This is a genomic window from Streptomyces aquilus (assembly GCF_003955715.1).
GTDB classification, from domain to species: Bacteria; Actinomycetota; Actinomycetes; order Streptomycetales; family Streptomycetaceae; genus Streptomyces; species Streptomyces aquilus.
Genome location: NZ_CP034463.1, coordinates 5,154,136 through 5,175,199 on the forward strand (window position 1 = coordinate 5,154,136; position 21,064 = coordinate 5,175,199).

At 66.4% G+C, this 21,064-nt stretch carries 13 protein-coding genes and 3 rRNA genes; 9 read left to right on the top strand and 7 right to left on the bottom strand.

What is annotated here, in order from left to right; translation table 11 throughout:
- The first annotated feature begins 184 nt into the window (after window positions 1–184).
- The 8 genes from EJC51_RS23605 to EJC51_RS23640 all read left to right on the top strand — a co-directional run bounded on the left by EJC51_RS23605 (window position 185) and on the right by EJC51_RS23640 (window position 9,261).
- Window positions 185–1,471: a S53 family peptidase gene (locus tag EJC51_RS23605; protein ID WP_126272917.1), complete on the top strand. Its 1,287-nt coding sequence runs from the start codon at window positions 185–187 to the stop codon at window positions 1,469–1,471.
- Between the two features lie 107 nt (window positions 1,472–1,578).
- Window positions 1,579–1,866 (top strand): DUF2500 domain-containing protein, encoded by a 288-nt coding sequence (locus EJC51_RS23610; protein ID WP_126272918.1) that lies wholly within the window; start codon window positions 1,579–1,581, stop codon window positions 1,864–1,866.
- 278 nt (window positions 1,867–2,144) lie between these two features.
- A complete protein-coding gene (locus EJC51_RS23615) occupies window positions 2,145–2,453 on the top strand; it encodes a hypothetical protein (protein WP_003991275.1) in 309 nt (102 codons plus the stop codon).
- Between the two features lie 196 nt (window positions 2,454–2,649).
- Entirely contained in the window at window positions 2,650–3,459 is an 810-nt protein-coding gene (locus EJC51_RS23620) for a DUF8175 domain-containg protein (RefSeq protein ID WP_126272919.1), read from the top strand.
- On the top strand, window positions 3,449–4,795 hold the full coding sequence (locus EJC51_RS23625) for a hypothetical protein (RefSeq protein ID WP_126272920.1): 1,347 nt from the start codon (window positions 3,449–3,451) through the stop codon (window positions 4,793–4,795). The genes EJC51_RS23620 and EJC51_RS23625 overlap by 11 nt, the downstream gene beginning before the upstream one ends.
- Window positions 4,792–6,351, top strand: a complete 1,560-nt coding sequence (locus EJC51_RS23630) for an SCO6880 family protein (protein ID WP_126272921.1) — start codon at window positions 4,792–4,794, stop codon at window positions 6,349–6,351. The genes EJC51_RS23625 and EJC51_RS23630 overlap by 4 nt, the downstream gene beginning before the upstream one ends.
- Before the next feature lie 14 nt (window positions 6,352–6,365).
- The gene (locus EJC51_RS23635) at window positions 6,366–7,796 is read left to right on the top strand and encodes an ATP-binding protein (RefSeq protein ID WP_079312623.1); all 1,431 of its coding nucleotides are present in this window, start codon (window positions 6,366–6,368) and stop codon (window positions 7,794–7,796) included.
- 19 nt (window positions 7,797–7,815) lie between these two features.
- Window positions 7,816–9,261 carry a TraM recognition domain-containing protein gene (locus tag EJC51_RS23640; protein WP_126272922.1) on the top strand — a complete coding sequence of 482 codons (1,446 nt, stop codon included), beginning with the start codon at window positions 7,816–7,818 and terminating at the stop codon, window positions 9,259–9,261.
- Between the two features lie 54 nt (window positions 9,262–9,315).
- Here the strand turns inward: EJC51_RS23640 and EJC51_RS23645 are convergent, their stop codons facing one another.
- From EJC51_RS23645 to EJC51_RS23670, 5 genes are all read right to left on the bottom strand, one after another.
- Window positions 9,316–9,873 carry a GNAT family N-acetyltransferase gene (locus tag EJC51_RS23645; RefSeq protein ID WP_126272923.1) on the bottom strand — a complete coding sequence of 186 codons (558 nt, stop codon included), beginning with the start codon at window positions 9,871–9,873 and terminating at the stop codon, window positions 9,316–9,318.
- A 71-nt stretch (window positions 9,874–9,944) separates the two neighbouring features.
- Window positions 9,945–10,061 (bottom strand): 5S ribosomal RNA (gene rrf, locus EJC51_RS23650).
- 94 nt (window positions 10,062–10,155) lie between these two features.
- Window positions 10,156–13,277: ribosomal RNA gene (locus EJC51_RS23655) — 23S ribosomal RNA — on the bottom strand.
- A 310-nt stretch (window positions 13,278–13,587) separates the two neighbouring features.
- Window positions 13,588–15,113 (bottom strand): 16S ribosomal RNA (locus tag EJC51_RS23660).
- The 16S, 23S and 5S rRNA genes sit together here, the layout of an rRNA operon.
- A gap of 677 nt (window positions 15,114–15,790) precedes the next feature.
- On the bottom strand, window positions 15,791–16,360 hold the full coding sequence (locus EJC51_RS23670) for a MarR family winged helix-turn-helix transcriptional regulator (RefSeq protein WP_126272924.1): 570 nt from the start codon (window positions 16,358–16,360) through the stop codon (window positions 15,791–15,793).
- A gap of 140 nt (window positions 16,361–16,500) precedes the next feature.
- Between EJC51_RS23670 and EJC51_RS23675 the strand changes: the two genes are divergently transcribed.
- Window positions 16,501–17,769, top strand: coding sequence for an MDR family MFS transporter (locus tag EJC51_RS23675; protein WP_126277104.1), 1,269 nt, complete (start codon window positions 16,501–16,503; stop codon window positions 17,767–17,769).
- A gap of 77 nt (window positions 17,770–17,846) precedes the next feature.
- On the opposite strand, the gene EJC51_RS23680 is transcribed toward EJC51_RS23675, so the two are convergent.
- Both EJC51_RS23680 and EJC51_RS23685 read right to left on the bottom strand, forming a co-directional pair.
- Window positions 17,847–19,484, bottom strand: a complete 1,638-nt coding sequence (locus EJC51_RS23680) for an ATP-binding SpoIIE family protein phosphatase (RefSeq protein ID WP_126272925.1) — start codon at window positions 19,482–19,484, stop codon at window positions 17,847–17,849.
- Between the two features lie 172 nt (window positions 19,485–19,656).
- Entirely contained in the window at window positions 19,657–21,036 is a 1,380-nt protein-coding gene (locus tag EJC51_RS23685; RefSeq protein ID WP_126277105.1) for an NAD(P)/FAD-dependent oxidoreductase, read from the bottom strand.
- Window positions 21,037–21,064: the final 28 nt, after the last annotated feature.

The window sequence follows — 21,064 nt, forward strand, 5'->3', positions numbered from 1 at the left end:
GGCCATCAGGAAGTAAGCCCCGACCCCCGTTCGGTATGGCGGAAGTCAGGATTCCACCACCCTCCTTGTTGTCACGTACTCAACAAGAGACCGTCGTTCCGGGCCGCCGCCCGCCGCCGGGTCCACCGCTCCGGCGACCCGCACCCGCACCGCTCCTGTTCCACCACCTTCAGGAGGCTGCACGATGCGCACGACCCCCACCGACAGACCCTCCCCGCTGACGAGATGGCGCCGGATCGGCACCGCGGCCGCCGCCGTGACGCTGCTGCTCACCGGTCTCGGCACCGCGGCCGGCGAGGCGAACGCGGCCGTCCCGGCCAAGGTCACCTGGGCCGCGACCCCCTGCTCCACTCCCCACAGGACGGGCGAGCTGGCCTGCGACTCCCTCCGCGTCACGGGCGGCACCACGGCCTTCCAGCGGGCGAACGGCGTGACCCCCAAGGCCGCCGACGCCACCACCCCCTCCGGCTACGGCCCGAGCGACCTCCAGGACGCCTACGGCCTCACGTCCGCCGCCGCCTCCAACGGCTCCGGCGAGACGATCGCCATCGTCGACGCGTACAACGACCCCAACGCGGCGGCCGACCTGGCCACCTACCGCTCGTACTACGGCCTCCCGGCCTGCACCACCGCCAACGGCTGCTTCAAGAAGGTCAGCCAGACCGGCTCCACGACCTCCCTCCCCACCAGCGACACCGGCTGGTCGGAGGAGATCTCCCTCGACCTCGACATGGCGTCGGCCGTCTGCCCGAACTGCAACATCCTCCTGGTCGAGGCCAAGTCGGCCACCATGGCCAACCTGGGCACGGCCGTGAACGAGGCGGTCAAGCTCGGCGCGAAGTACGTCTCGAACAGCTACGGCGGCAGCGAGTCGTCGAGCGACACGACGTACGACTCCTCCTACTTCAACCACCCCGGCGTCGCCATCACGGTCAGCGCCGGCGACAGCGGCTACGGCGCGGAATACCCGGCGGCGTCGAAGTACGTGACGTCGGTGGGCGGCACAGCCCTGTCGAGGGCCTCCTCGACGACCCGAGGCTGGTCGGAGACGGTCTGGAAGACCAGCAGCACGGAGGGCACGGGCTCCGGCTGCTCGTCGTACGACGCGAAGCCCTCCTGGCAGACCGACACCAGCTGCACCAAGCGCATGATCGCGGACGTCTCGGCGGTGGCCGACCCGGCGACGGGCGTCTCGGTCTACGACTCCTACGGCATCACCGCGGGCTGGTACACCTTCGGCGGCACGAGCGCGTCCGCGCCGATCATCGCGGGCGTCTACGCCCTGGCGGGCACGCCGGGGAGCAGCGACTACCCCGCCTCCTACCCCTACGCGCACACCTCCGCCCTGAACGACGTGACCTCGGGCAACAACGGCACCTGCACCACGAGCTACTACTGCACGGCCAGGTCGGGATATGACGGCCCGACAGGCTGGGGAACCCCGGAGGGAGTGGGCGCCTTCACCGGCTGAGCCGCACCGGCACCGGTCTTGACGCCGGCACGGATACTGAGGGACGGGCTGTGGCGACGAGCCGCGGCCCGTCCGTTCGTCATGCCGATGCCCACGGGGGAAGTCACATGAAGCGCACACTCGCGGCCCTTGCCACGGTCGCCGTCCTCACCGCACCGCTGCTGACCGCCTGCGGCAGCGACTCGAAGCCCGTCACCGGCACGGTCACCGGCAAGGACTCGGACTACGAGTGCAAGACGAAGAAGAAGAACGGCAAGAAGACCCGAAGCTGCCACACCGAGTACGAACTGACGGTCCGTACGAAGAGCGGCGACGAGGAGGAGGTCGACGTCAGCGAGAGCAGCTACGACAACTGCGCCGAGGGCACGACCTACCCGAAGTGCACGACGCGCTAGCGGTGGCCGTACGGGGGTTAGCCTTCACCCACAGAACACGGGTGCAAGAAGAGGTCAACGACGGAACCACACGAAGGTTCCGCTCAGGCCTCATTGCCCGGCGTGACCTGCCGTGATACACAGAGTAACCAAACGAGTACCAGACAAGCATTCGTACGAAACTCGCCCATCAATGACGCCAAGTCGACATACGACGGCGGATTTGTCGGCGACAATGAGGCCTGACCTCTGCGCACCCGCAGGGGAAGCGGAACTACCCACCAGGGGCGGTGACTTACATGCTCTTTGCGGCCGACAAGGGAGACATCAACACCATCATCGGCGGGATCGCTCCGGACTGGGGCCCCTTCGGCAGCCTGGGCAACGAGGCGAAGGTGATGATCGAGGTCGTGATGGCGGTGGCCATCCTGCTCTGCCTCGGCATCGCCATCTGGGGCGCCGCGAAGCAGCGCATCGGCGCGACCGCGCTCCGCGACACCTTCAGCGCCGAACAGGGCAAGGGCCTCATCATCGCCGGCCTCACCGGAGTCTTCATCATCGGCTCACTCGGCACGCTGTTCACCATCGTGTACGGCATGGCGGTCTAGCGGGTCGGTCAGCCCATCCCTCCAGTCCCTCCGGGCACGCCCGGCTGTCCCCCACCACCCACCCGCCCGTCGTGCCCACCGGCTGAGGTTGCGTTTCCCTGATGTCCAGTCACCACACCGCGCCCGCGCGGGAACCAGCACGGCTACCGTCGTATGCCTACGAGTTTCCGCACGACGTCGAGGGGGCGTACGCGGCATGAGTCTCGGGGACGAACGCGAGGGCTCCGGCGGTTACGGAGGCACGGGCCAGACCCGCACGCGCCTGCCGGACAGCGGCGGTGACGTGTACGGCGGCGCCCGGAGAGGCGGCCGCTCATCGTCCCGAAGCCTCGTCACGGTGGTCGGCGTGGTGGTGGTCCTCATCGCCGCGATCGCCTTCGCGAACCGCGGAGGAGACGACTCCCCATCGAAATCGACGAGCGGCGACAAGCCGGTGACATCACCTACGGCGGCGAGCGGGAAGACGCCGGTGGGGTCGGGGTTCGCGCGTGACTCGCAGGGGGCGCAGAGTGCGGCGGCGAACTACTCCGTGGCGCTGGGGTCAGCCGAGATGTTCAACAAGAGCAAGCGTGACGCCATCCTGCAGGCCATCATCACGCCTTCCCGGATCTCGCAGTTCGAAGGAACGCTGGACAAGGCCTACACCCCGGAGTTCAACAAGAACGTCGGCTTGAACGAGGACGGCTCCACACCGCAGGGCTACACGTTCGTATCTCGCACCACCCCGATCGGCACCAAGGCCACCCAGGCATCCGCCGACAACGCGACTGTCGAGGTCTGGTGCAGCGGTCTCCTCGGCCTGGCCGGCGAGAACTCCACCAACCCGGTCACCAGCACGTGGTTCACCATCACCATGCAACTCCAGTGGACCGGGGGCGACTGGAAGATCGTGACGCACTCCCAGAAAGACGGCCCCTCGCCCGTTCCCGGCGACGACAGGGCCTCCAGCGCCGACGAGATGGCGAAGGCCGTCGAAGAGTACGGAGGGTTCACCTATGCCCGGTAGCCGACGCGTACTCAAGGTCGCCACTGTCGTCACGGCCGTACAGACCACAGTCGTCCTCCTGGCGACACGCGCCTTCGCCGCACCCACACCGTCGCCCACGCCTACAGCTACGCCCAGCAATGACCCCTGCGACCTGATCCACGGCCCCGCCAAGGACTACTGCGAACAAGGCCACGGCACCGGCTCCGGCTCCGGCGGCTCCATCGACCCCACCTCCTCCCTCGACCCCCTCTCCTCCCTCGCCAAGGGCTGTGCCGACGCCGCCTCCTGGACCGTCGACAAGCTCAGCGAGGCCGTGAAGGACACCGCCAACGTCGACTTCACGAACCCCAAGTTCCTCCAGCAGTACGCGGTCGTCTTCGCGGCGTCGACCGTGCTGACCCTGCTCCTGTGGCTGCTCGCGGTAGCCAAGCGCGCGGTACGAGGCGTCCCCCTCTCCACCGCCATCGGCGAAGCGATCGGGTTCCTCTGGCTCACCGTCCTGGCCTCGGCCTTCACCCCGCTGATCCTCTACACCGTCGTATCGGCGACCGACGGCATCACAGAGGTCCTCGCGAAGACGACCGGCGACCAGACCGACACGTTCTTTGGCACCTTCTCCGGCGCCCTCAACAAGGGCGAGGACATCGGCGGCGGCCCGATCATGCTGATCGTCGTGTCACTGGTCAGCATCCTCGCCGCCGGAGTCCTCTGGCTGGAGCTCGTCATCAGGGCCGCCCTGCTCTACGTCGGCGCCCTCCTCGGCACCGTCGTCTACGCCGGCCTCGTCGACAAGAACCTCTGGGGCCACGTCCGCCGCTGGGCGGGCATCATGATCGCGGTCATCCTGGTCAAACCGGTGATCGTCATCGTCCTCGGCCTCGCCGGCGCACTGTCCACCGACGACGGCCCCGACGCCTTCTCCGCGGTCGTCTCCGGCCTCGCCATCATCCTGCTGGCGATCTTCGCGTCGGCGATGATCTACCGCTTCGTCCCCGGCTTCGGCGACGAGATCGCCGGCTCCCGCAACAACCGCATCATGCAGGGCGCGGAGGGGAAGGCCGCGGCCGTCATCAGTTCCCCGGCCACCCTCGTCGCCCAGGGCATCAAGACCCACAGCACCCGGGCCGACAACAACGGCGGCGGACAAGCCTCCGGCGGCGGCGCCCGCCCCTCCAACCCGGCCTCCGGCGGCGTGGCCGCCCACAGCACGCGCGGCTCGAACGGCGGCGGCGCCGGCGGCGGATCTGTCCCCTCCGCCGCCCCCTCGCCCCGCTCGAGCAGCCCGGTGAACACACCCCATGCCAGCAACACCCGCAACAGCAGTAACAACCGCTCGGGAGGTGAAGGGCGTTGACGACCGAGTCCCACGTGTCCCATCCGGTCACGCCCCGCCGTACATATCTGATCGGCCGCGCCCGGCCGAACGCGATCGTCGGCAGGAACCGTGAGACCGGCGAGATCGCGCTCATCATCGGCGGCGCGTTCCTCGGCATGATGTGCGGGCTCCTCGTCCCGGTGCTGTCCCTGCGCATCGTGCTGCTGATGGGCTTCCCGCTGCTCGCACTGGCGGCGGTCTACGTCCCGTACAAGCACCGCACGTTCTACAAGTGGTTCGAGATCAACCGCAGTTACAAGCGCACCCTCAAGCAGGGCACCGTCTACCGCTCCGGCGTCATGGAGGCCGGCACCCGCGTCGACGGCCGCGAGATCGAGATCGGCCCGCCCCCCGGCATCGGCCGCATCACCTGGCTCGCCGCCCCCTTCGGCCCCGACGAGATCGCCGTACTCCTGCACGCGGACCGCCGCACGGTGACGGCCGCCATCGAGATCGAGGGCCCCGGCGTCGGCCTGCGCGACTCCGAGGACCAGGAGGCGCTGGTCGACCGCTTCGGCACGCTGCTCAAGCACGTGGCCAACGGCGACGGCTTCGTCACCCGCCTCCAGATGCTCGCCCGCACCCTCCCCGCCGACCCGGACGCCCACGCCAAGGACGTGGCCGTCCGCGGCGACGACAAGGCACCGGGATGGTTGCAGCAGTCGTACGACCAGCTCCAGTCGATGGTCTCCACCAGCAGCGAGCAGCACCGCGCGTACCTCGTCGCCTGTATGCACTACACCCGCGAACTCTCCGCCGAGGCCCACGCGATGGCCCGCGCGGCCCGCCCCCAGTCGGGCCGCAAGCTGGACCGCGACGCGGGTCTGGCGGTGGTCATGGCGCGCGAGCTGACCGACATCTGCTCCCGCCTCCAGGAAGCGGACATCCGCGTACGGCAGCCCCTCGGCCAGGGGCGTCTCGCCTCGCTCATCCACTCCATGTACGACCCGGACCACCCCATCGACCACATCCAGGCGATGACGAAACGGAACGCCTGGCCGGCCGAGCTGGACGCCATGGAGCCCACCTTCCTCCAGGCCAAGACCCGCGAGTCCTCCACCCGCGCGCCCTGGTGCCACGCCACCGCCTGGGTGAAAGAGTGGCCGATGACCCCGGTGGGCGTGAACTTCCTGGCGCCCCTCCTCGTCCACACCCCGGACGTCATCCGCACGGTCGCCGTGACGATGGACCTCGAACCCACCGAGGTCGCCATCGAGCGCATGCTGACGGAGAAGACGAACGACGAGGCGGAGGCGTCCCGCGCCGCGAAGATGAACCGGACCGTCGACCCCCGTGACATCGCCGCCCACAACCGCCTCGACCAGCGCGGCGAGGACCTGGCGAGCGGCGCGGCCGGCGTCAACCTGGTCGGCTACATCACCGTCTCCTCCCGCTCCCCCGAGGCGCTGGCCCGCGACAAGCGGACCATCCGGGCCTCGGCCGGAAAGTCGTACCTGAAGCTGGAGTGGTGCGACCGCGAGCACCACCGCGCCTTCGTGAACACCCTCCCGTTCGCCACCGGAATCCGAAGGTAGAGGCTGATGCGCTGATGCGGGACCCGCTCTCCGTCCTCACCGACGCCTTCACGTCCTTCCTCTTCGGGAAGGTCGAGACGACCCGCCTGCCCGTCCGCACCTCCACGGGCCAGGCCCAGGCGGTCTACCTGCCCACGGCGGCACCGGGGCTGGGCGACTCGGGCGTCATCATCGGCCGCGAGGTCTACTCCGGCAAGGGCTACATCTACGACCCCTTCCAGCTGTACGGCCAGCAACTCCCGGCCCCGCACTGGCTGGTCCTCGGCGAGTCCGGCAACGGCAAGTCGGCGCTGGAGAAGACGTACGTCCTACGGCAGTTGCGCTTCCGGGACCGGCAGGTCGTCGTCCTGGACGCCCAGGGCGAGGACGGCGTCGGTGAATGGAACCTCATCGCGCAGGAGTTGGGGATAACCCCCATCCGCCTGGACCCGATGGCCGCCCTGGACATGGGGATCCGCCTCAACCCGCTCGACCCCGCGATCACGACGACGGGCCAGCTCGCGCTGCTCCGGACCATCATCGAGGTCGCGATGGGCCACGGCCTGGACGAGCGCTCGGGCTTCGCCCTGAAGGTCGCGCACGCCTACGTCAACGAGACGATCGTCGAACGCCAGCCGGTCCTCACGGACATCGTCGAGCAGCTACGGCATCCCGAGCCGGAGTCGGCCGAGGCGATGAACGTCGACATAGACGATGTACGGGCGTGGGGCCTGGACGTCGCCCTGGTCCTGGACCGTCTGGTCGACGGTGACCTGCGGGGCATGTTCGACGGCCCGACGACGGTCGGCATCGACCTGGACGCCCCGCTGATCGTCTTCGACCTGTCCCACATCGACCGCAACTCCATCGCCATGCCCATCCTCATGGCGATCGTCGGCGTGTGGCTGGAGCACACCTGGATCCGCCCCGACCGGAAGAAGCGCATCTTCCTGGTCGAGGAGGCCTGGCACATCATCAACAGCCCCTTCGTGGCCCAGCTCTTCCAGCGCCTGCTGAAGTTCGGCCGACGGCTGGGTCTGTCGTTCGTGGCGGTGGTCCACCACCTCTCCGACGTCGTCGACGGGGCGGCGGCGAAGGAGGCCGCGGCGATCCTGAAGATGGCGTCGACCAGGACGATCTACGCCCAGAAGGCGGACGAGGCGAGGTCCACGGGACGGGTCCTGGGCCTGCCCCGCTGGGCGGTGGAGATCATCCCCTCGCTCACCCCCGGCATCGCGGTGTGGGACGTCAACGGCAATGTCCAGGTGGTCAAACACCTGATCACCGAGACGGAACGCCCGCTCGTCTTCACGGACCGCGCGATGACCGAGTCCTCCGCCGACCGCGACCTGACGGACGACGCCCTGCGCGCGGCCGAGCTGGAGGCGGAGGAGCGAGCGGCGGCCTTCGTGGAAGCCCACATGGAGCAGCAGCACCTGGGCGGCTCCGAGTCGACGGTGGCGTAGGCAGGAGGGGCGGGCTGTGGTGAGACCTGACGACCGCCGGCAGGAGGGCCAGGGCGGCATCCCGGACGGGCTGCTGGTCGGCATACTCGCCTTCCTCATCGGCATGACGCTGATGGTCTGGTCGGCCACCGGCCTGGCCGGCTGGTTCGCCCACGGCCACTGGCCCGACGGCGTCACCTTCACCCGCACTCCCCTGGCCATGCGCCAACTCATCGGCCAGCCCCACGACATGCCGGGCGCCTGGCCCAAGACCCCGGCGGCCCAGCTCTCCGGCTACGGCCTCTTCTGGGGCCTGTTCATCGGCCAGCTGATGGTCCTGGTCGTGCTCACCGTGTTCGTGCTGGGGACGGTGGCCCGGTGGCGGGCGCTACGACGGACGCGGAAGGCGGCTCCACCGGTGGCGCCGCGGTCCGTGGCAGTGGAGCAGCCGCCGATGGCTCCCGCCTTCGAGGAGCCCGTTGTCGAGAGGGCCACGCACCACGAGGTGCCCACACCGAGGGCGGAACCGGTGCCTGTCCCCGCGACGACGGTCCCCCAGCCAGTGGAGAAGGTGCTGGTCGCTCCGAGGGAGACCCGCCAGGGCACGGCGACCCAGGCGGTACGCGACGCGGAGGGCCCCACCCTGGTGGTCACGTCCAACCCCGCCATCTGGTCGGACACCAAGGACGCCCGCGCCAAACTGGGCCCGGTCCACCTCTACGACCCCACCCACCTCTGTGACACCCCGGCCCGGCTGCACTGGTCCCCCACGGCAGGCTGCGAGGACAAGCAGACGGCGAAGGCGAGAGCCGCGGCCCTCCTCACCCCGGTCCGCCCGACAGCCCGCCTCGACCAGGCGGTCAGCGACACCGCGGAAACGCTCCTGCGGAGCTATCTGCACGCCGCCGCCATAGACGGCCGCACCATCCGCCACGTCCACCGCTGGTCCCAGGGCACCCAGATCCAGGACGCGGTACGCATCCTCCGTACCAACCCGAAGGCGGCCCCCGGCGCGGCGGGCGAGCTGGAAGCCACCCTCACCGCTCACCCGGAACGCCGGGACATCGCCCAGGAGTTGACCGGCCGAGCCCTCTCCGCGCTCTTCACGGTCAACATCCGCGAGGCCTGCACTCCAAACCGAACTGATGCGCTCGCCTTGGATTCCTTCGTCGACGAAGGGGGCACGCTTTACGTAGTGGGGGAGTCCATCGAGGACCCCAGGACCAACCCGGGCGCGATGCCACTCCTGACGGCCCTCGTCTCCAGCGTGGTCGAGCGCGGCCGGCACATGGCCGAACGGTCATCCTCCGGTCGCCTCGACCCACCACTGACGCTCGTCCTGGACGACGTCGCCGCGGTGGCTCCGCTTCCCCAGCTCCCGGAGCTGCTGGCCACCGGAGCGGACCGGGGCCTGCCGACCCTGGCCCTGCTCCGGTCGAGGGAGCAGGCAAGGGCCCGCTGGCCGCACGACGAACTACCGGTCTGAGGCCGAGAACTACCGGTCTGAGGCCGAAGGGAACTACCGGTCTGAGACCGAAGGTCAGCCGGTCTTCTCCAGCACGAACTCCAGCTCGTTCTCCCCTTCGTGCCCGGCCAACGGCACGACCTTCCCGCTCGGCACGAACCCTGCCTTGCGGTAGAACGCCTGGGCCCGCGGATTGTCCTCGTGCACGATGAGCCGTACGGCCTCCACCCCACGCCCCCAGGCCCATTCCAGAGCGGCGTCGAACAGCGCCCTGGTCACTCCGCCGCCACGCCACTCGGGCCGCACGAAGACGCCGACGACATGCCCCTGCCGCCGCTCCACAGGGAAGCCGGCCCAGTCCGTCGTACCGGCATCCTCGATCAACATGACGACGGACCCGACCCAGGTCCCGTCAGAGGCCTCGGCGACGAACTGAAGAACCCCACCCTCGGGATCCGATCCCCCCGCTGCCCGCTCCTGCCAGAAGGAGTCAGGGCGGCCGACAGCCTCCTCATACGTCTCCAGGAAGGCGACGGGTGCGGCGGGGTCCTGCAACGAGACCAGCCGCAACTCCTTCACGGCGGGCCACTCGTCGGCGCGTATGGAACGGATCTCGACATCAGTGCTGCTCATGTCGGTAACGGTAGCCGAAACGCAGAAAACCCCCGTACCGAATTAACGGTACGGGGGTTTTCTCAAAATTTGTTCGGCGGCGTCCTACTCTCCCACAGGGTCCCCCCTGCAGTACCATCGGCGCTGTAAGGCTTAGCTTCCGGGTTCGGAATGTAACCGGGCGTTTCCCTCACGCTATGACCACCGAAACACTATGAAACTGTCAAACACTGCCACACCACGCCGTGACCAGGCGCGGGGCTGTTCGTGGTTTCAGAACCAACACAGTGGACGCGAGCAACTGAGGACAAGCCCTCGGCCTATTAGTACCGGTCACCTCCACACGTTACCGTGCTTCCAGATCCGGCCTATCAACCCAGTCGTCTACTGGGAGCCTTACCCTCTTATAGAGGTGGGAGTCCTCATCTCGAAGCAGGCTTCCCGCTTAGATGCTTTCAGCGGTTATCCCTCCCGAACGTAGCCAACCAGCCATGCCCTTGGCAGAACAACTGGCACACCAGAGGTTCGTCCGTCCCGGTCCTCTCGTACTAGGGACAGCCCTTCTCAAGACTCCTACGCGCACAGCGGATAGGGACCGAACTGTCTCACGACGTTCTAAACCCAGCTCGCGTACCGCTTTAATGGGCGAACAGCCCAACCCTTGGGACCGACTCCAGCCCCAGGATGCGACGAGCCGACATCGAGGTGCCAAACCATCCCGTCGATATGGACTCTTGGGGAAGATCAGCCTGTTATCCCCGGGGTACCTTTTATCCGTTGAGCGACGGCGCTTCCACAAGCCACCGCCGGATCACTAGTCCCGACTTTCGTCCCTGCTCGACCCGTCGGTCTCACAGTCAAGCTCCCTTGTGCACTTACACTCAACACCTGATTGCCAACCAGGCTGAGGGAACCTTTGGGCGCCTCCGTTACTCTTTAGGAGGCAACCGCCCCAGTTAAACTACCCATCAGACACTGTCCCTGATCCGGATCACGGACCCAGGTTAGACATCCAGCACGACCAGACTGGTATTTCAACGACGACTCCACCCGAACTGGCGTCCGAGCTTCACAGTCTCCCAGCTATCCTACACAAGCCGAACCGAACACCAATATCAAACTGTAGTAAAGGTCCCGGGGTCTTTCCGTCCTGCTGCGCGAAACGAGCATCTTTACTCGTAGTGCAATTTCACCGGGCCTATGGTTGAGACAGTCGAGAAGTCGTTACGCCATTCGTGCAGGTCGGAACTTACCCGACAAGGAATTTCGCTACCTTAGGATGGTTATAGTTACCACCGCCGTTTACTGGCGCTTAAGTTCTCAGCTTCGCAACCCCGAAAGGTCACTAACCGGTCCCCTTAACGTTCCAGCACCGGGCAGGCGTCAGTCCGTATACATCGCCTTACGGCTTCGCACGGACCTGTGTTTTTAGTAAACAGTCGCTTCTCGCTGGTCTCTGCGGCCACCCCCAGCTCGAGGAGCAAGTCCTCTCACCAAGCGTGGCCCCCCTTCTCCCGAAGTTACGGGGGCATTTTGCCGAGTTCCTTAACCATAGTTCACCCGAACGCCTCGGTATTCTCTACCTGACCACCTGAGTCGGTTTAGGGTACGGGCCGCCATGAAACTCGCTAGAGGCTTTTCTCGACAGCATAGGATCATCCACTTCACCACAATCGGCTCGGCATCAGGTCTCAGCCTTATGTGATCCGGATTTGCCTAGATCACGGCCTACACCCTTACCCCGGGACAACCACCGCCCGGGATGGACTACCTTCCTGCGTCACCCCATCACTCACCTACTACCAGATCGGGTCAGCGGCTCCACCACTCCCCTTTGCCCGAAGGCTCCGGGGCGGCTTCACGGCCTTAGCATCACTGGATTCGATGTTTGACGCTTCACAGCGGGTACCGGAATATCAACCGGTTATCCATCGACTACGCCTGTCGGCCTCGCCTTAGGTCCCGACTTACCCTGGGCAGATCAGCTTGACCCAGGAACCCTTAGTCAATCGGCGCACACGTTTCTCACGTGTGAATCGCTACTCATGCCTGCATTCTCACTCGTCAACCGTCCACAACTCGCTTCCGCGGCTGCTTCACCCGGCAGACGACGCTCCCCTACCCATCACAGCAGGCGTTGGCCCTATTGCTGCAATGACACGACTTCGGCGGTACGCTTGAGCCCCGCTACATTGTCGGCGCGGAATCACTAGACCAGTGAGCTATTACGCACTCTTTCAAGGGTGGCTGCTTCTAAGCCAACCTCCTGGTTGTCTGTGCGACTCCACATCCTTTCCCACTTAGCGTACGCTTAGGGGCCTTAGTCGATGCTCTGGGCTGTTTCCCTCTCGACCATGGAGCTTATCCCCCACAGTCTCACTGCCGCGCTCTCACTTACCGGCATTCGGAGTTTGGCTAAGGTCAGTAACCCGGTAGGGCCCATCGCCTATCCAGTGCTCTACCTCCGGCAAGAAACACACGACGCTGCACCTAAATGCATTTCGGGGAGAACCAGCTATCACGGAGTTTGATTGGCCTTTCACCCCTAACCACAGGTCATCCCCCAGGTTTTCAACCCTGGTGGGTTCGGTCCTCCACGAAGTCTTACCTCCGCTTCAACCTGCCCATGGCTAGATCACTCCGCTTCGGGTCTTGAGCGCGCTACTAAACCGCCCTATTCGGACTCGCTTTCGCTACGGCTTCCCCACACGGGTTAACCTCGCAACACACCGCAAACTCGCAGGCTCATTCTTCAAAAGGCACGCAGTCACGACGCATTGAGTAAACTCAATGCGCGACGCTCCCACGGCTTGTAGGCACACGGTTTCAGGTACTATTTCACTCCGCTCCCGCGGTACTTTTCACCATTCCCTCACGGTACTATCCGCTATCGGTCACCAGGGAATATTTAGGCTTAGCGGGTGGTCCCGCCAGATTCACACGGGATTTCTCGGGCCCCGTGCTACTTGGGTGTCTCTCAAACGAGCCGCTGACGTTTCGACTACGGGGGTCTTACCCTCTACGCCGGACCTTTCGCATGTCCTTCGCCTACATCAACGGTTTCTGACTCGTCCCACGGCCGGCAGACCGTGGAAGAGAGATCCCACAACCCCGTATACGCAACCCCTGCCGGGTCTCACACGCATACGGTTTGGCCTCATCCGGTTTCGCTCGCCACTACTCCCGGAATCACGGTTGTTTTCTCTTCCTGCGGGTACTGAGATGTTTCACTTCCCCGCGTTCCCTCCACATACCCTATGTGTTCAGGTATGGGTGACAGCCCATGACGACTGCCGGGTTTCCCCATTCGGAAACCCCCGGATCAAAGCCTGGTTGACGACTCCCCGGGGACTATCGTGGCCTCCCACGTCCTTCATCGGTTCCTGGTGCCAAGGCATCCACCGTGCGCCCTTAAAAACTTGGCCACAGATGCTCGCGTCCACTGTGCAGTTCTCAAACAACGACCAGCCACCCATCACCCCGCCACACTCGGCGAGTTCACTGGGGCCGGCATCGAAGCACAACCTTGCGGCCGTTACTTCAGACACCCAACAGCGTGCCCGACACCCTCGCCACTCGTGATCAGCGTTCCACGCTCCGAAGAGCAGTACTGGCAGCCCGAGATGACTGAGAGTGCCGAATAATCAACGTTCCACCCATGAGCAACCAGCATCGAACGTTCGCCGATGTACTGGCCTCTGGACAGCCTTGCGGCTGCCTAGAAGTGCTCCTTAGAAAGGAGGTGATCCAGCCGCACCTTCCGGTACGGCTACCTTGTTACGACTTCGTCCCAATCGCTGGTCCCACCTTCGACAGCTCCCTCCCACAAGGGGTTGGGCCACCGGCTTCGGGTGTTACCGACTTTCGTGACGTGACGGGCGGTGTGTACAAGGCCCGGGAACGTATTCACCGCAGCAATGCTGATCTGCGATTACTAGCAACTCCGACTTCATGGGGTCGAGTTGCAGACCCCAATCCGAACTGAGACAGGCTTTTTGAGATTCGCTCCACCTCACGGTTTCGCAGCTCATTGTACCTGCCATTGTAGCACGTGTGCAGCCCAAGACATAAGGGGCATGATGACTTGACGTCGTCCCCACCTTCCTCCGAGTTGACCCCGGCGGTCTCCTGTGAGTCCCCATCACCCCGAAGGGCATGCTGGCAACACAGGACAAGGGTTGCGCTCGTTGCGGGACTTAACCCAACATCTCACGACACGAGCTGACGACAGCCATGCACCACCTGTACACCGACCACAAGGGGGCGACCATCTCTGGCCGTTTCCGGTGTATGTCAAGCCTTGGTAAGGTTCTTCGCGTTGCGTCGAATTAAGCCACATGCTCCGCTGCTTGTGCGGGCCCCCGTCAATTCCTTTGAGTTTTAGCCTTGCGGCCGTACTCCCCAGGCGGGGAACTTAATGCGTTAGCTGCGGCACCGACGACGTGGAATGTCGCCAACACCTAGTTCCCACCGTTTACGGCGTGGACTACCAGGGTATCTAATCCTGTTCGCTCCCCACGCTTTCGCTCCTCAGCGTCAGTAATGGCCCAGAGATCCGCCTTCGCCACCGGTGTTCCTCCTGATATCTGCGCATTTCACCGCTACACCAGGAATTCCGATCTCCCCTACCACACTCTAGCTAGCCCGTATCGAATGCAGACCCGGGGTTAAGCCCCGGGCTTTCACACCCGACGTGACAAGCCGCCTACGAGCTCTTTACGCCCAATAATTCCGGACAACGCTTGCGCCCTACGTATTACCGCGGCTGCTGGCACGTAGTTAGCCGGCGCTTCTTCTGCAGGTACCGTCACTTTCGCTTCTTCCCTGCTGAAAGAGGTTTACAACCCGAAGGCCGTCATCCCTCACGCGGCGTCGCTGCATCAGGCTTTCGCCCATTGTGCAATATTCCCCACTGCTGCCTCCCGTAGGAGTCTGGGCCGTGTCTCAGTCCCAGTGTGGCCGGTCGCCCTCTCAGGCCGGCTACCCGTCGTCGCCTTGGTGAGCCGTTACCTCACCAACAAGCTGATAGGCCGCGGGCTCATCCTTCACCGCCGGAGCTTTCAACCCCCACCCATGCGAGTGGAAGTGGTATCCGGTATTAGACCCCGTTTCCAGGGCTTGTCCCAGAGTGAAGGGCAGATTGCCCACGTGTTACTCACCCGTTCGCCACTAATCCCCACCGAAGTGGTTCATCGTTCGACTTGCATGTGTTAAGCACGCCGCCAGCGTTCGTCCTGAGCCAGGATCAAACTCTCCGTGAATGTTTTCCCGTAATCGGGATGAACACCACGAGAGCGGAACCACCGGAGGAATGATCCGATGGTTCACAGCGTCCTCGCTGTGTTGTTTCAAAGGAACCTCGCCCCAACCGATGACCGGCCGGAGACGGGGTATCAACTAATCTGGCGTTGATTTTTGGCACGCTGTTGAGTTCTCAAGGAACGGACGCTTCCTTTGTACTCACCCGAGAGACTCTCTCAGGCTTTCCTCCGGGCTTTTCCCTTCGGTCTTGCGTTTCCGACTCTATCAGATCGTTTCCGGTTCTGATTTCCTCGGTGCTTTCCAGGTTTCCGCTTTCGCGTTTCCCTTTCCGGCGGTTCCGACTCTATCAGATCCTTTCGGGCCTGACTCCCAGTCAGAGGGGCTTGCCTTCCCGGCCGTTGGGCCGTTCCGACGTCTCAAACCTTAGCGGATCCTCCCGGCAGTTGCTAATCGAGCTGCCGCGCCCAAATCGAATTGAATTCGGGCACGCCGAATTCATCCCGGCTGGGAGATCGTGCTGATGGTTTGTGTGCCGCTGATGCGGCGGGAGGTGTTGTCGAAGAACCGTTACGGCTCCGCGGCAACCCGAAGAACTCTACGGATCCACGAGGGGGCTGTCAAGCACCCCCTGTCAAGATCTTTTCGGGTGACGTCGGGGGGCGGTCAGACGGTGACGTCAGTCCAGGTCGGTGAGGCGGCCGCCCGCGTCCGGCTGGGCGTGCTCCACCCTGCGCAGAAGGCGGGTGAGGACATCGCCGAGGGCCGTCCGCTCCTCGGAGGACAGGTCCTGGAGGAGGTCCTCCTCGAAGACCGTCGCCATGCGCATGGCCTCCAGCCACTTCTCGCGGCCCTCCGCGGTCAGCTCCACGATGACGCGGACCCGGTTGGACTCGTCGCGCTCCCGGGTGACCAGTCCCTCCGTGACCATCCGGTCGATGCGATGGGTCATGGCGGCCGGCGTCAGGCCGAGGCGCTTGGCGAGCTCGCCGGGCCCCATCCGGTAAGGGGCACCGGAGAGGACGAGAGCCTTGAGGACCTCCCAGTCCGTGTTGCTGATGCCGAGGGCGGAGGTCTGGCGGCCGTAGGCGACGTTCATCCGGCGGTTCAGTCGCGACAGTGCCGAGACGATCTGCTCGACCTGGGGGTCGAGGTCCTGGAACTCGCGCTGGTAGGCGGCGATCTGTTCCTCGAGTGTCGGCTCGCCGCCGATGTGGAGACTGCCGGGACCGCCGGGGGTGTCAGCCATGGTCGCAGTATGGCACGCGGTCGCTTGGCGTTGAAGTCCTTCTCTGTGTACTCTTTAGGTCTGAACTTTAGCTTCGAAGTCTTCGGTTCTAAGTACTGAGGGACTCCAACTACCTGAGAGAGGTGAACGTGACCAGGGCGATGGGCGCAGCGATGCGCCGGATTCACGTGGGTAACGCACTCAGCGCGTTCGGGCTCGGCTTCACCGTCCCCTACCTGTACGTCTATGTGGCGCAGGTGCGGGGCCTTGGAGCCATGACGGCGGGGCTCGTCCTCGCCGTCTTCGCCGTGGCCGCGCTGATCGTGCTGCCGTTCGCCGGCCGGGCGATCGTGCGGCGTGGCCCGCTTCCGGTGTTGCTCGTCGCCCTGGTCACTGCCGCGCTGGGCGCGCTGAGCCTGGGGCTCGCGAGCAACGCGACCACCGTCCTGCTGTCGGCGGCCGCGCTGGGCGCCGGGCAGGCCGTGATGCAGCCCGCCCTGGCGACGATGATCGTGGACTGCTCCACGTCGGAGACCCGCTCCCGGGCCTTCGCGATGCAGTTCTTCCTCCAGAACCTCGGGCTCGGCGTCGGCGGACTCATCGGCGGTCACCTCGTCGACACCACGGACGTCTCCTCGTTCACCCTCCTCTTCGCGATCGAGGCGGCGATGTTCCTGCTGCTCGCCGTGGTGATGGCGACGGTGCGGATGCCGCGCGCGCCGCGGGTCGAGGGTGCGCCGTCCGCTTCCGCCAAGGGCAGCTGGAAGCAGCTGCTGGGGAACCGGGCGATGGTGCAGCTGTGCGTGCTGGGCTTCGTGCTGTTCTTCGCCTGCTACGGCCAGTTCGAGTCGGGCCTGAGCGCGTACGGCGTCGAGGCGGCCGGGATCTCCACGTCCGCGCTGGGGACGGCGCTGGCCGCCAACACGGCGATGATCGTCGTGGCGCAGTTCGCGGTCCTGAAGTTCGTCGAGCGGCGCCGGCGCTCGCGTGTGATCGCCGCGGTCGGGATCATCTGGTCGGTGGCGTGGGTCGTGGCGGGGTACGCCGGGCTCGGCCACGGCAGCCAGGCCATGGCGACGGCCGCGTTCGTCTCGACGTACGCCCTCTTCGGTCTGGGCGAGGCGATGCTGTCCCCGACGGTCGCCCCGCTGGTGGCCGACCTCGCCCCGACGGGCATGGCGGGCCAGTACAACTCGGCCTTCGCCCTGGTGAAGCAGCTCGCCCTGGCGGTGGGCCCGGCGATCGGCGGCCCGATGGGCGCGTCCCTGCACGCCCCGTACATCGTGACGTTCCTGCTGTTCTCGGTGGGCATCACGTACCTGGCGCTGCGGCTGGGCCGCCAACTGACGCCGGCGCAGGACCACCCGTGGCGAGCAAGGAGCCGCGTGGTGGCCCAGGGCGGCACACAGCAAGAATCTGTCGCCGCGTAACTGGAGATACCTAAGGGGCGCGGGGAACTGCGCGACCAGCCACAACGCACCCGCAGCCGCCACACCACCCCCGCGCTCTACCCCTTAGGCAGCACGAACTCGCACCAAACCGCCTTCCCACCCCCAGGCGTCCTCCGCGACCCCCAGTTCGAAGCAATGGTCGCCACAATCGCGATCCCCCGCCCCGACTCATCCCCGGGTTCCGCCTTACGACGCCGAGGCAGATGGTCGTCGCCATCAGTCACCTCGATGATCAAGCGACGGTCGGTCCGGCGAAGCCTCAACCGCATAGGCGGCGTCCCGTGCTGGAGCGAGTTGGCGACCAGTTCGCTTGCCGCCAGCACTCCCAGGTCATGCAGCTCCGCCGGGAACCGCCAGCTGGTCAGCACGCCGGAGGCGAACGCACGCGCGCGTGGGGCCGCCTCCACCCCGCCGAGGAGTTCGAGCGCGGCGTTGCGGAAGAGGTCGCTGTCGGGGCCCGTGCGGGACGGGTGCTGGAGGACGAGGACGGCGACGTCGTCGTCGTGGTCGGCGGTGACGCCGGCGGAGCGGACGAGGCGGTCGCAGACGACCTGGGGCGTGCCGGTCGCGCCGGACAGCGCACGCTCCAGCGACGCGATTCCCTCGTCCAGGTCCTCGTCCCGGCGTTCGACGAGGCCGTCGGTGTAGAGGACCGCCGTGGCGCCGGGACCCAGCGGGATCGAGCCGGAGGTGTGAATCCAGCCGCCGGTGCCGAGGGGCGGGCCGGTCGGCTCGTCCGCGCGGAGCACCGCGCCGCTCTCGTCGCGGACGAGGATCGGGAGGTGGCCCGCGGAGGCGTACACCAGCTTGCCCTCGTTGGGGTCGTGGATGGCGTACACGCAGGTGGCGATCTGGTTGGCGTCGATCTCCGTGGCGAGGCCGTCGAGGAGCTGGAGGACCTCGTGCGGGGGCAGGTCGAGGCGGGCGTACGCGCGGACCGCCGTACGGAGTTGGCCCATGACCGCTGCGGCGCGGACGCCTCGGCCCATGACGTCGCCGATGACGAGGGCTGTGCGGCCGCCGCCGAGGGTGATGACGTCGTACCAGTCGCCGCCGACGGCGGCCTCGGTGCCGCCGGGCTGGTAGGTGGCGGCGATGCGGAGGTCGTCGGGTTCCTCCAGGACCTGCGGGAGCAGGGAGCGCTGGAGGGTGACCGCGGTTTCGCGCTGGCGGCGTTCGCTCGCTCTGAGGCGCTCGGCGGCTTCGGCGTGGTCGGTGACGTCGGTGGCGAAGACGAGGACGCCGCCGTCGCCTTCCGACACCGGGGTGCAGGTGAAGGTGTAGCAGCGGCCGTCGGGGGCCTTGCGGGACTTGATCGTGCGCGGCTTGCCGCTGCGCAGGACCTGGTCGAGGAGGGGGAGGAGGCCCGTCTCGTGGAACTCGGGGAGGGCTTCGCTCGCGGGGGCGCCCGGGGAGCGTGGGCCGAAGGCGGTCACATAGGCGTCGTTGACGTAGGCGAGGCGGTGGTCGGGGCCGTGGACCAGGGCGACGAGGGCCGGGACGCGGTCGAGGACCTCGCGCACGGGGAGTTCGTCGACGGCGGGGACGGGGGGTGCGTCGTCGGTGAGCTGTTCGGCGCGGGCCGCGGGTACGGCGCCCTCCCCGAGTCGGTCCGGGGTGAGCTCGTGGTCGGTCCGCGCGGCTGCGCGGCGCTGCGTTCCGGGGAGCCGGGCGCTCCAGCGCGTGAAGTTCACGAATCCTTGCCTCGTGTCGTCGTCTTCGGCCGGCTCCGGACCCGGCCTGGGTCCTCGCGGGTTCGGTGGGCGGGCGTCCACCCGTCCTGGGTCGGGGATCAGTGTGGCAGTGTGACCGACCGGGCCGACATCCGTCAGACGCCTGCCCCGCCGGTGGAGTTCCTGGGTCCGGTCAGGACGACCCCTTCGGGTCGTTCGTGGGGTCCTGAGGAGGCTTTCCACCGGCCGCGAGTTCGAACTCCGCTCGGGGATGTTCGAGCGAACCCAGCGAGACGATCTCCCTCTTGAAGAGCCCGGACAGGGTCCATTCGGCCAGGACACGAGCCTTGCGGTTGAAGGTGGGGACCCTGCTGAGGTGGTAGACGCGGTGCATGAACCAGGCAGGGTAGCCCTTCAGCTTGCGTCCGTAGACGTGTGCGACGCCTTTGTGGAGGCCGAGGGAGGCCACTGATCCGACGTACTTGTGGGAGTACGTCTCCAAGGGCTCGCCCTTGAGGGCGTGGGCGATGTTGTCGCCGAGGACCTTGGCCTGGCGCACCGCGTGCTGGGCGTTGGGGGCGGTCTCCTTGCCGGGTTCCTCGGCCGTGACGTCGGGGACGGCGGCGGCGTCTCCGGCCGCCCACGCGTGCGTGACGCCCTCGATCGTGAGCTGGGCGGTGCATTTCAGCCGGCCTCGGTCCGTGAGCGGAAGGTCGCTGGCGGCGAGGACCGGGTGCGGTTTGACGCCGGCCGTCCAGACGACCGTACGGGTCGGGAAGCGGGCGCCGTCGCTGAGGACGGCGATCCGGTCGGCGCAGGATTCGAGGCGGGTGTTCAGGCGTACGTCGATGTTGCGGCGGCGCAGTTCGGTGACGGTGTAGCGGCCCAGCTCCGCGCCGACCTCGGGGAGGATGCGCTCGGAGGCCTCCACGAGGATCCACTTCATGTCCTCGGGCTGGACGTTGTGGTAGTACCGCGCGGTGTAGCGGGCCATGTCCTCCAGTTCGCCGAGGGCCTCCACGCCCGCGTAGCCGCCGCCGACGAAGACGAAGGTGAGGGCGGCGTCGCGGATCGCGGGGTCGCGGGTGGAGGAGGCGATGTCCATCTGCTCGATGACGTGGTTGCGCAGCCCGATGGCCTCCTCGACGGTCTTGAAGCCGATGGCGTGGTCGGCGAGACCGGGGATGGGCAGGGTGCGCGAGACGGAGCCGGGGGCGAGCACGAGTTCGTCGTACGTCAGCTGCCGGCCGCCCGTGCCCTCCTCCTCGGTGGCGAGGGTGGTGAGGGTGGCGGTACGTTTGGCGTGGTCGATGGCGGTGGCCTCGCCGATGATCACGGTGCAGTGATCGAGGACGCGGCGCAGCGGGACGACGACATGGCGTGGGGAGATGGAGCCGGCGGCCGCCTCGGGAAGGAACGGCTGGTAGGTCATGTAGGGGTCGGGAGTGACCACCGTGATCTCGACGTCTCCGCGCCTGAGTTCCTGTTTCAGCTTCCGCTGGAGACGCAGGGCCGTGTACATCCCGACGTAGCCGCCGCCGACAACGAGAATGCGCGCGCGTTCCTTCACCACCCCATGACGCACCCGGCGCTTGAGTTTG

Excerpts from the sequence above, each read along its gene's own strand:
- EJC51_RS23675 (WP_126277104.1), top strand. The coding sequence starts at position 16,501 with ATGGGCGCAGCGATGCGCCGGATTCACGTGGGTAACGCACTCAGCGCG.
- EJC51_RS23635 (WP_079312623.1), top strand. The coding sequence starts at position 6,366 with ATGCGGGACCCGCTCTCCGTCCTCACCGACGCCTTCACGTCCTTCCTC.
- EJC51_RS23625 (WP_126272920.1), top strand. The coding sequence starts at position 3,449 with ATGCCCGGTAGCCGACGCGTACTCAAGGTCGCCACTGTCGTCACGGCC.
- EJC51_RS23615 (WP_003991275.1), top strand. The coding sequence starts at position 2,145 with ATGCTCTTTGCGGCCGACAAGGGAGACATCAACACCATCATCGGCGGG.
- EJC51_RS23645 (WP_126272923.1), bottom strand. The coding sequence starts at position 9,873 with ATGAGCAGCACTGATGTCGAGATCCGTTCCATACGCGCCGACGAGTGG.
- EJC51_RS23605 (WP_126272917.1), top strand. The coding sequence starts at position 185 with ATGCGCACGACCCCCACCGACAGACCCTCCCCGCTGACGAGATGGCGC.
- EJC51_RS23620 (WP_126272919.1), top strand. The coding sequence starts at position 2,650 with ATGAGTCTCGGGGACGAACGCGAGGGCTCCGGCGGTTACGGAGGCACG.
- EJC51_RS23610 (WP_126272918.1), top strand. The coding sequence starts at position 1,579 with ATGAAGCGCACACTCGCGGCCCTTGCCACGGTCGCCGTCCTCACCGCA.
- EJC51_RS23670 (WP_126272924.1), bottom strand. The coding sequence starts at position 16,360 with ATGGCTGACACCCCCGGCGGTCCCGGCAGTCTCCACATCGGCGGCGAG.